We start from the raw sequence: 11,030 nt of genomic DNA on the forward strand, positions 1-11,030 counted from the left end.
CAGTCCCTTTAATTATTCACCGCTTAAACGATCATCATCTAAGAATGTGTTCAAGACTCCTTGAACCATGGCCCATTCTTCATCTGATTCAATTTCATGCAAATCGCTACTTGTTACATCACCATCTGCATTTGCATCATAACTAAAAGCTTGAACTTCAATATCTTCATCTTCAGCAATTGCAGCTGGGTATAATAACACATAACTTTTATCATAATCATCTGAATGAAAGGTGAATAAAACTTCAAATAATTCTTCATTACCTTGATCATCAATTAAGGTAATTTGGCGATCTTTATCATCACCTGGATTAATTGTTGCTGCCATCAGTGTTCCTTCTCTTTAAATCTAAATAATTCTGTAAAATTAAAACCGCAGCCATTTGATCAATGACTTCTTTTCTTTTTTTACGGTCATGGATTTCAGCTTCTTCAATCAAAACACGATCTGCTTCAATTGTCGTCAAACGCTCATCAGAATAAGCAACTGGCAAAGAAAATTTTTCTTCTAATCTCTTACCGTAATTCTTACTTCGATTCACACTTGCACCATCAGAACCATCCATATTTTTAGGTAGACCTAGTACAAAACCAGTTACATCATATTCTCGCACTATTTTCTTTATTGCTTTCATACCAAAATTGTGCCGAGTTTCATCAATTGAGATTGTTTCTAGTTTTTGTGCAGTAAGCCCTAGTTCATCACTAATTGCTACACCAACGGTCTTTGAACCAACATCAAGGCCTAATAAGCGCATTACTTGTCCTTACCTAAGTAACTCTTGACTAATTCCTCGATAATTTCATCACGTTCATGTTTCAAAATCAAGTTACGTGCATCATTATGCCGAGGAATATATGCTGGGTCGCCAGAAAGTAAATATCCTACGATCTGGTTAGTTGGATTATAACCTTTTTCTTCAAGAGCATTATAAACATCTTGTAAAGTATCATAAACATTTTTGCCTTTATTTTGATTGAAATCAAAATGCATAGTTTTATCTAGCGAACTCATTTTTCATTCCTCCTATGGCAATTCTACTTGAAAAACGCGGTTAAAACAATTAATTTTACTTGTTAATCTCGTTAATTACAGCTGTAATAGCTTCTTTAAGTCCAGCAGGATTCTTACCACCAGCCTGTGCCATGTTGGGACGGCCACCACCGCCACCACCAAAGACAGGTGCTGCAACTTTAATTAAGTTACCAGCTTTAAGTCCTTTATCTAAGGCTGCGTCAGCTAAACTAATAACCATATTAGCTTTGCCATCATTGGCACAAGCAAGTACCAAAACATCACTCTTGTTAGAAGCTTTCCAGTTATCAGCAAGTTCACGTAAATCATTCATTCCATTTACATCAGCCATAGCTGCAATAACTTTCAAGCCATTGACTTCTTGAACATTTTCAAAAATATCGCTTGCTTTAGCTGCATTAATTTCAGATTCAAGTTCTGCGGCTTTCTTTTGACTAGCATGTAATTCTTCTTCTAGTGAAGTAATCTTAGTCTTAATATCTTCAACCTTAGTAGCCTTAACTTCTTGCTTAATTTCTTCAAGTAAAGCATCACGGTTAGTTAAGTATTCATAAGCTTTTTCACTTGTTACAGCTTCAATTCTGCGCATACCTGCACCAATAGCTTGTTCAGAAATAATCTTGAAAATGCCAATTTGAGCTGTGTTAGAACAGTGTGTCCCCCCACAGAATTCAATTGAAAAGTCATTGATTTGAACAACTCGAACCTTGTCGCCATATTTACCATTGAATAAGGCTAAAGCCCCCATCTTCTTACCAGTTTCAGGATCAGTAATAGTTGTCTTAACATCAATATTTTCCCAAATTTTTTGATTAACTAAGCGCTCAACCGTTTCAATTTCGCGTGGAGTCATTGGGTCAATTGCTGTAAAGTCGAAACGCAAGAAGTCAGGATCAACTAAAGAACCAGCTTGGTGAGTATGTTCTCCTAATACTTCACGAAGTGCAGCATGAATTAAGTGAGTTGCAGTATGTGAGTGACGCAAACCTTCACGGCGGTGAGCGTCAATCTTTAAGACATACTCTTTACCTTTTTCCATTGGTAAAACAAGATCAACAAAGTGTAAGTTTTGATCATTTGGTGCATGTTGAACATCAGTAACTTTAGCAACCAAATCACCATTTTGGTCGTAAATATCACCATGGTCCGCCACTTGTCCACCACGTTCTGCATAAAATGGAGTCTTATCAAAGATTAAAGTAGCAGTTTCACCATCAGCTTTATCAACAAGCTTATCATCAACAACGATATCAATTAATTTAGCATGTTTTTCTTCATAAACGCCATATTCAAATTCTGACTTATCTTTGATATTCATCAAAGTTTCGTCCTGACGTCCCATTGATTGAAGGTCACCACGAGCTTTTCTAGCACGTTCTTTTTGAGCGTCCATTTCTTTATCAAAGCCGGCCTTATCAACCTTTAAGCCTTTATCTTGAGCTGCTTCAAAAGTTAATTCATATGGGAAGCCATAAGTGTCAAATAATTTGAAGGCATCTTTACCAGAAATGGTCTTATCATCACTTGCACTAGCCTTTTCGATTAAGTCGTCAAGCAAAGAAAGGCCTGATTCAAGAGTTGCACCAAAACGATCTTCTTCATTCTTAATTACTTTTTGAATGAATGAAGCTTGCTTTAAGACTTCTGGATAGTGGCTTTCCATAATCTTACCCACAACTGGAACTAACTTGTAAAGGAAAGCCCCATTAATGCCCAAACGCTTACCATTCAAGTCAGCACGTCTAATCAAACGACGTAATACATAGCCACGGCCTGAATTTGATGGGAGAGCTCCATCACCGATTGCAAAGGAAACTGCCCGAACGTGGTCCGCAATAATCTTAAAGGCAATATCATCTTCTTTATTTGCACCATATTTCTTACCAGCACTCATCTTTTCAGTTTCATGAATCATTGGTAAGAATAAGTCAGTTTCAAAGTTAGTTGGAGCATCTTGTAAGATTGAAAGTACCCGTTCAAGTCCCATCCCTGTATCGATGTTCTTATGTGGTTGATCAACATATTCACCATTTGGTAAGTGATTGTATTGTGAGAACACAATGTTCCAAATTTCAAGGTAACGGGCATTTTCACCACCTGGGAAGTTTTCAGGGTCATCTTCAGCCACGTCATTGTTTTCTTGACCACGGTCATAAAAGATTTCAGTATCAGGACCACATGGGCCTTCACCAATATCCCAGAAGTTATCTTCTAATTTAATGATATGGTCCTTTGGCATCCCTGCTTTTTCCCAAACCTTTTGTGAGTCAACATCTTTAGGGTAGACAGTACAGAAAAGTTTGTCTTTATCTAAACCAAGCCACTTAGGACTAGTCAAAAATTCCCAAGCCCAAGGAATAGCTTCATCTCTAAAGTAATCACCAACACTGAAGTTACCAAGCATTTCAAAGAAAGTTTGGTGACGAGCTGTTTTACCAACATTTTCAATATCGTTAGTTCTGATTGACTTTTGTGAACTAGTAATTCGACGATTCTTAGGGACCACAGAACCATCGAAATACTTCTTCATAGTTGCAACCCCTGAGTTAATCCAAAGCAAAGTTGGATCATCTTGAGGGATTAGTGATTGTGATGGCAAAACCATGTGACCATGTTCTTTAAAGAAATCTAGGTACATTTGCCGAAACTCTGAACTTGTAAGCTTCTTCATCGTTATCTCCTTGTATAAAAAAACACTATTGCACATATTCAAGGACGCCAACGCGCGGTACCACCTTGATTGCAACAGTGTTTGTTACCACTTTAATATCGAAATTTAAGAACTTAAAGGAGCATTTTTTACTTCTTATTAGGATTTCCCACCAAAACTTCCCTCTCTGTAAATAAGATTGGTAAAAAACATATCTTAAGCTGAAAATAATTTTACTACTTAGTCATTATTTGTCAACGCGTTTGCGTTTGCGACGACGTTTTTGAACTCTTGCTTCATGCCTTTTTTCAAGCTTCCGCTTTTGTTTAGCATCTTCAGCAATAGCCTTTTTAATTTTCTTTTTATAGCCAGGCTTTTTCTTAACTTTTGCTTTCTTAACATAGCCAATCAAACGATTGTCTAATTTATGATTAGTTGCACTTCTTTGATTACGGCGATGATAGTGCGTTCTTTCTACTAATTCACCATTTTTCAATTCAACAAAATCGAATTGAACACCAACATGTTCTAATTGCCCTACCAAGTTCATTTCTTCTTCACGGATTAAGGTAATCGCATGCCCCTTTAATCCATTACGGCCTGTTCGACCAATTCTATGAATTACAAACTCTAAATCTTTAGGCAATTCGTAGTTAATTACCAGACTAACACCATCAATATCAATTCCTCTAGCTGCTAAATCAGTAGCAACAACATATTGAAAATCACCTTGGCGAACTAAACGTAAAGTTCTCTTTCTTTCTCTTTCAGTAATACCACCATGAATTTTAGCAACTCTCAATCCTTGATCCTGTAAATATTTAGCAACTTCATCTACTTTTTGCTTAGTATTTGCAAAAACTAAGGCTAAATATGGTTGCCCCATTGTTAGCAACTTAAATAAAATATTCTTTCGATCTTTTGAACCAATATCAAGTAAATCATTTTTTATTGTTGGAGCAATAACAGCTGGATTTTCAATAATGATTCGTTCAGGCTTTTGCATATACTTCCGCAAAAAGTTATCTAACTTAACAGGAATTGTCGCAGAAAAGGCCGCAATTTGAACTGTCTTAGGCATTCGTGCTGCAACTTGGTCAATATCACCTAAAAATCCTAAATCAAGTGACATATCTGCTTCATCAATAATAAAACACTTAGTGTTTTCTAAATTGATAATTCTTTTCTTGGCGAAATCAAGTAATCTACCAGGAGTTGCAACTATAACTTGTGGTGCCTTACTTTCCGCTTTAGAAATTTGCCGATCACGATCACTACCACCTGCCAAAAGAGAAATTGAAATATCTAAACTACTTGCATCTCTCAATTGACGAGCAACTGTATAAAGTTGCTGCGCTAATTCACGGCTTGGTGCGGTAACAACTACTTGAGTAGTTTGACTACTTGTAATTACTTCGTTAAGGGCTGGAATTAAGTAAGCATGAGTTTTTCCAGAACCAGTTGCCGCTTGAACTAGCATATTCTTACCTGTCAAAAAGACTGGAATAACTTCCGATTGCACCTTAGTTGGTTTTTGGAAGTTAATTTTTGCAAGACCTGCTTGAAGATTTTCGTTAATTCGTGAATCTAAAAAAATATTATTCATGTTCTTCCTTATATTTATTTGTAACATCAATTAATTCTGCAAAAATTTGTTTAATTTCTGCTTCATCTTTAGCCTTAGCACCACTTGCTAGGGCATGACCTCCACCATTATGTTTAGCAGCTAACCCATTAATTACTGGGCCCTTTGAACGATAATGTACTCGGTATGTACCATCTTCTAATTCAACAATCACACTCCAAGTCAAAATATCTTTAATTCTACCAGGAGTTGAAACAGTAACAGAAGCTTCTTCAGTTGTAACTCCCATCTTCTTCAAATCAGCTTGAGTCAACACTGCATAAGCTGCACCTGATTTATCAACCGTCATGTAATCTAATACACTACTTTGAAGCTTAGCTTGCTTGAAAGTTACGTCACTAATGTTTCTAGCAATTTGTGTCAAATCAATACCAGTTTTTGCAAGCATTGCTGCAATTTCAAATGTATGAGCAGTTGTTTCTGGATACATGAAACGTCCAGTATCTCCTACAATTCCCGCATAAATTGGCAAAGCAACTTCAGCTGTAATTGGCATTTTTTGACTAATTAAGAAATCGGCAATAATTTCACTAGCTGCAGGAGCTTGATCATTTACATAATATAAATCACCATAAGGATCTACATTAGGGTGATGGTCCATCTTAATTAAGAAATCTCCCATGTCATACCGTTGATCTGAAACACGTGGTCGATCAGCAGTATCAGTTGTAATAACTAAGGCACCCTTATAGTCTTCATCCTTAATGTCGTCACCTTTATTAATCCAAGTTAAGTCGCCCCAATCAACACCAGCATATAAAACTCTCTTTTCTGGAAAGGCTAATTTAATTGAGCGGCCAAGACCTGCTTGAGAACCAATTGCATCAGGATCAGGACTAATATGACGATGCAAGATAATAGTGTCGTATTCTTTAATTTTGGCATAGATTTCATCAAAAGTAGTATTAGACATAATAATGTGCTCCTTTATGTTTAAATAAACTCAATATAAATTCTATCAGATAAAGAATATATTTTACCAATCAGTTGAAAATAAACCAAGATTTATTTCCGTATAGCGGTTATTTTCAAGCTGGCTAACACTAATTCCAAGCAGACGAATGCCAGCGGTCCGATAATCAATTTGATTAAGTAACTCATAACTAGCTTGATAAATTATCTGCTCATCATTGGTAAATTGAGATAAAGTTTTACGCTTAGTTTTAGTAACAAAATCAGGCGTTCGCACCTTAATTGTTACTACCTTACCTTGCAACTTTTTTTCTTTTAATTGCTTACTAATACTCTCAGCAAAATTCCTTAAATTCCGCAAAATTTCATTTTGATCAAATAATACTGGCAAAAAAGTATTTTCTTTTCCAATTGATTTTCGTTTACGTTGCGCCTTAACAGGCGAGAAATCAATTCCATGTGCATGAAGCGCTAGTTGATAACCGAATTTTCCAAATAATGTAGTTAACTCTTTTACTGTTAGTTTCTGTAAATCCTTACCAGTTTTTAATCCCAATGCTTGAAAAGTACCTTGGGTCTTTTTTCCAACGCCAGGAAATTTTTTTATTGGCTGGTCTGCAAGAAAAGTCAGGGCTTCTTGAGGCAGAATCACACTTCTTCCAAAAGGCTTAGCATATTCAGACCCCATTTTGGCTAAGAACTTATTGTAACTCACACCAAAGCTAGCTCCTAGCTGTAACTCCTTGTAAATTCTCTCTTGCATATAACTGCCCAGTTCAATAGCACTATAATTTCCTAGTTTATTACTGGTTACATCCATATATGCTTCATCTAAAGCGACACTTTCCACTTGATCAGTTACAGCATGCATAATTTCATGAACTTGAGCTGAAACTTGGCGATACTTATCAAAATTAGGTGTAACAAAAACCAGCTTATCCTTGGGAATTCTTTTAACAGCTTCAATTGCTGGCATTGCTGAATTTATCCCATATTGCCGAGCTAAATAATTAGCAGTAGCAACTACACCATGTCCATTATATTCACGAGGATCATGAGCAATTACTAAAGCCTTATTTTTTAAAGCTGGATTATCTCTCATTTCAACTGATGCATAAAATGCATCCATATCTAAATGAATAATTTTACGATGAAAATCATTTTTGGGAAGTAAATCCATTATTCATAAATCCAACGTTCAGTTGGACTTTCAAAAATTTCACCAGCTTGTTTTGGTCCTAACTTTCCTTGTGGATATTGAATTAATTTTTCAACAGATTCATTTTCACTTTGCCAAGCAGCTTCAACTGCATCAATAAATTCCCAAAACTTAGCAAGTTCACTCCAATGTGTGAAATTAGTTTGATCTCCAACAAAAACATCATGTAATAAGCGTTCATAACCATCAGGAACTAATGAGTTTTCATAATCTGAAAATTCATAAGCTAAGTTTTCACGACGAATACCTGGCTCAGAAATTCTCTTACCATTGATTGTGAAATAAATCTCACTCTTAGGGTCAATAATAATTGTAATATTATTGGAATGAGCTTGTCCGTATAAGTTATTCATATGCTTTAAGACGATATCAATTCGGTTCTTCTTTTCCCGCATTTTTTTACCTGTTCTAAAGTAAATTGGGACATTAGCTAAAGGGCCTTTGGTAAATTTAACTTTCCCTGCCGCAAAAGTTTCAGTCTTGGAATCAGGATCAACATTAGGTTCTTGTAAGTAGCCGAAAGTGTCGTCTGTTCCTGCATATTGTGCTCTAACAAAAGTTTTTTTGACTTCATCAACTGAAGGAATAACCATACTATCAAGTAATTCTTGCTTCTTAGCATGAATTGCTTCTGAGCTAAGTGCAGTCGGTTCCCCCATTGCCAGTAAAGTAATTATTTGGAAGATATGATTTTGAACCATATCACGCAAAGCACCTGAAGTTTCATAATATCCACCACGAGCTTCAACACCTAAGTTTTCAGCTAGTGTAACTTGGACATTCTTAATAAATTCACCTGACCAAATATTTTTAATTAATGGATTAGACAAGCGCATTGGTAAAATATTTTGAATCATCTCTTTACCAAGGTAATGATCAATTCTATATACTGAATCTTCACTAAATGAAGCCTTAATTTCTTCATTTAGTTCGCTAGCTGAAGCAAGATCTCTGCCGAAAGGTTTTTCAACAACAATTCGATTAAATCCACTACCCATCAGCTTTTGATCGTTAATATGAGTCGCAATCGTTCCAAAAAAGCGTGGAGCCATTGCCATGTAAAAAATTCGATTTCCTTGAGCGCTGTATCGACTGTCTAAGTCATTAGCCAAGTCTTTAATCGCTTGGTAGTGTTCAGTATTAGTTACATCATGTGATTGATAGTAAAAGTGGCTTGCAAATTGCTTTAAGTGATTTTCATCCACATTTTTGTCATTTTCATGGACAGCATCAATAACCTGCTCACGTAAATATTCATGGCTCCAAGGTCGACGTGCAGTACCAATTACTGCAAAATTATCTTTAATCAACCCCTGCTCAAATAAATTAAATAAAGCTGGGTACAATTTCCGATGGGCTAAATCACCACTGCCACCCAAAATAGTCATAATTACCGGTATATTTTTCATAGTCATCCCTTCTAAATCAGTTACTCACATTCATAAATCATTTTACAACATTCTAGTTTTAGACATAGAAAAAACGCCTCACGGCGCCTAATCTTACTTGTCTTCGTTAGCTTTTTCTTCTTCTGAAGCAGCTTTTTCTTCAGTTTCTGCTGGCTTAACTTCTTGTTCAGGAGCAGCTTCAACTACTTGGCGAACTGCCATTTTACTAAAAGTTAAGAAAATTCCATCAGCATCAACAACAACTGTCTTGTTCTTGTCATTAACTGAATCAATCTTAGCATGTAAGCCACTTACTAAAATTACTTTATCGCCCTTTTTAAGCTTAGAAAGCATATCCATTGCTTGTTGTTGACGCTTCTTTTGTGGCTTAATCATGAAAAAGTATGTAAAACCAACTAAAACAACCATCATAAGGATTGTTGAATAACTACCAAAACCGGCTGCTGCAGCCATAAATGAAATATTCATTTCTTCACCTCATAAAAATATCTACTTTATATTATACAAAACTATACAAACTTTACTAGAAATTAAGTTTAACTTTCTTCAGGAAGTGGTATCCCCAGTTGCAAATAAGCTTTCTGAGTGGCTACGCGACCACGCGGTGTCATCGTAATAAACTTATGCTGAAGCAAATATGGCTCATAGACGGCTTCAATTGTATCTGTATCTTCTCCAATATTTGCTGCCAAAGTTCTAATTCCAACTGGTCCACCATGATAAGCTTCAATAATTGTTCTTAAAATCTTGCGGTCAGTTAAATCTAGCCCTTCATTATCCACTTGCAATTGATCTAAGGCATACTTGGTTGTAGCTAAAGAAATTTTGTTTTCTTCTTTAACTTGAGCATAATCTCGTACTCGCTTCAAAAGCCTGTTAGCCACTCTTGGCGTTCCCCGACTTCTTCTAGCCAATTCATGAGCGGCTTCTTTACCAATTTTAGTGGCAAAAACTTCACTAGAGCGTTGAATAATTTTTTCTAAATCACCAATTGTGTAGTATTGCATATGCTCAACAATTCCAAAACGATCTCTTAATGGTGCTGATAAGTCCCCTGCTCTAGTTGTTGCCCCAATTAATGTAAAAGGAGGAAGTGGTACGTGTACCGCATGACTAGTCGAACCTTCTCCCACTACAATATCAACATAATAATCTTCCATTGCTGAATAAAGAATTTCTTCAATTGGCTTAGCCAAGCGGTGAATTTCATCAATAAACAAAACATCCCCCGGATCAAGATCCGATAGTAAGGCCACTAAATCGCCAGCCCTTTCAATCGCTGGACCGGAAGTGTTTTTTAAATTAACTCCCAATTCATTCGCAATTACAAAAGCCATAGTAGTCTTCCCTAAACCAGGTGGTCCATAAAGCAAGACATGGTCTAAAGCTTCATCCCTTTTTTTAGCAGCTTGGATGTAAATTTCCATTTCTGACTTAACTCTTTTTTGCCCAATATATTGACTAAAAGATTGGGGACGCAAACTTAATTCATCTTGCAAATCTTCTTGTTCTTCTTCACCAGCTACCACTCTGCTATCTTCGTCCATCATTTCACTTCCTTAAATTGGTTTATTTTATTTATTTCTTCTTGAGCAACAGCTTGAGACCTTCTTTAATATACTCATCTGCTGTATCAAAGCTTGATTTTTCAAGTTTTGGCTTAACTTTTTCGACTTCTTTTTTAGTATATCCTAAAGCTGACAAAGCTAATAAAGCATCACTAAGAGCTTGAGAAGTATCAGCTGTAAACAAATCTTGTTCAACATAACTACCTAATTTACCCTTTAAATCAAGCACAATTTGGGAAGCGGTCTTTTTCCCAACACCTGGAAACTTGGTTAAGTAGTTAACTTCTCCATTTTCAATTGCTTTAGCAAGCGAATCGCTACTTTCAGCTGCCATAATAGCCATGGCACTTTTGGGTCCGATTCCACTTACACTAAGTAGCTTCAAAAATAATTGTTTTTCATCGCTACTTTCAAAACCATATAAACTAATATCATTATCACGCACAACTTGCTCAACATAAACCCGAATCCGTTGGCCTTCACTATAGCTATATGGCTTTGCACTAAAAATCTTAAAGCCTTGTCCACCCACATCTAATGCAATGAAACTTGGCGTAATGATTGTAACAGTTCCTTCTAAATATTCATACAT

11 protein-coding genes are annotated in these 11,030 nt (G+C 36.1%); all 11 read right to left on the reverse strand.

Going from position 1 to position 11,030, the window contains the following annotated elements:
• Nucleotides 1–12 precede the first annotated feature (12 nt).
• The 11 genes from ACNDLV_RS00585 to ruvA all read right to left on the reverse strand — a co-directional run bounded on the left by ACNDLV_RS00585 (nucleotide 13) and on the right by ruvA (nucleotide 11,030).
• Nucleotides 13–327, reverse strand: a complete 315-nt coding sequence (locus ACNDLV_RS00585; RefSeq protein WP_006586369.1) for a DUF1292 domain-containing protein — start codon at nucleotides 325–327, stop codon at nucleotides 13–15.
• Nucleotides 311–757 carry a Holliday junction resolvase RuvX gene (gene ruvX, locus ACNDLV_RS00590; RefSeq protein ID WP_006586368.1) on the reverse strand — a complete coding sequence of 149 codons (447 nt, stop codon included), beginning with the start codon at nucleotides 755–757 and terminating at the stop codon, nucleotides 311–313. The genes ACNDLV_RS00585 and ruvX overlap by 17 nt, the downstream gene beginning before the upstream one ends.
• Nucleotides 757–1,014 (reverse strand): IreB family regulatory phosphoprotein, encoded by a 258-nt coding sequence (locus tag ACNDLV_RS00595; protein ID WP_006586367.1) that lies wholly within the window; start codon nucleotides 1,012–1,014, stop codon nucleotides 757–759. The genes ruvX and ACNDLV_RS00595 overlap by 1 nt, the downstream gene beginning before the upstream one ends.
• A gap of 55 nt (nucleotides 1,015–1,069) precedes the next feature.
• The gene (gene alaS / locus ACNDLV_RS00600; protein ID WP_006586366.1) at nucleotides 1,070–3,706 is read right to left on the reverse strand and encodes an alanine--tRNA ligase; all 2,637 of its coding nucleotides are present in this window, start codon (nucleotides 3,704–3,706) and stop codon (nucleotides 1,070–1,072) included.
• Nucleotides 3,707–3,932: 226 nt separating this feature from the next.
• Complete coding sequence (locus ACNDLV_RS00605; RefSeq protein WP_006587715.1) at nucleotides 3,933–5,291, reverse strand: DEAD/DEAH box helicase; 1,359 nt, start codon at nucleotides 5,289–5,291, stop codon at nucleotides 3,933–3,935.
• Nucleotides 5,284–6,243: a DHH family phosphoesterase gene (locus ACNDLV_RS00610; RefSeq protein ID WP_006586364.1), complete on the reverse strand. Its 960-nt coding sequence runs from the start codon at nucleotides 6,241–6,243 to the stop codon at nucleotides 5,284–5,286. The genes ACNDLV_RS00605 and ACNDLV_RS00610 overlap by 8 nt, the downstream gene beginning before the upstream one ends.
• A gap of 63 nt (nucleotides 6,244–6,306) precedes the next feature.
• Nucleotides 6,307–7,422: a DNA polymerase IV gene (gene dinB / locus ACNDLV_RS00615; RefSeq protein ID WP_006586363.1), complete on the reverse strand. Its 1,116-nt coding sequence runs from the start codon at nucleotides 7,420–7,422 to the stop codon at nucleotides 6,307–6,309.
• The gene (gene zwf, locus ACNDLV_RS00620; protein WP_006587716.1) at nucleotides 7,422–8,870 is read right to left on the reverse strand and encodes a glucose-6-phosphate dehydrogenase; all 1,449 of its coding nucleotides are present in this window, start codon (nucleotides 8,868–8,870) and stop codon (nucleotides 7,422–7,424) included. The genes dinB and zwf overlap by 1 nt, the downstream gene beginning before the upstream one ends.
• Before the next feature lie 93 nt (nucleotides 8,871–8,963).
• The gene (yajC, locus tag ACNDLV_RS00625) at nucleotides 8,964–9,338 is read right to left on the reverse strand and encodes a preprotein translocase subunit YajC (protein WP_006586361.1); all 375 of its coding nucleotides are present in this window, start codon (nucleotides 9,336–9,338) and stop codon (nucleotides 8,964–8,966) included.
• A gap of 68 nt (nucleotides 9,339–9,406) precedes the next feature.
• The gene (gene ruvB, locus ACNDLV_RS00630; RefSeq protein WP_498882859.1) at nucleotides 9,407–10,420 is read right to left on the reverse strand and encodes a Holliday junction branch migration DNA helicase RuvB; all 1,014 of its coding nucleotides are present in this window, start codon (nucleotides 10,418–10,420) and stop codon (nucleotides 9,407–9,409) included.
• A gap of 28 nt (nucleotides 10,421–10,448) precedes the next feature.
• Nucleotides 10,449–11,030: a Holliday junction branch migration protein RuvA gene (gene ruvA, locus ACNDLV_RS00635; protein WP_006586359.1), complete on the reverse strand. Its 582-nt coding sequence runs from the start codon at nucleotides 11,028–11,030 to the stop codon at nucleotides 10,449–10,451.

The sequence above is a fragment of the Lactobacillus fornicalis genome (assembly GCF_055362665.1).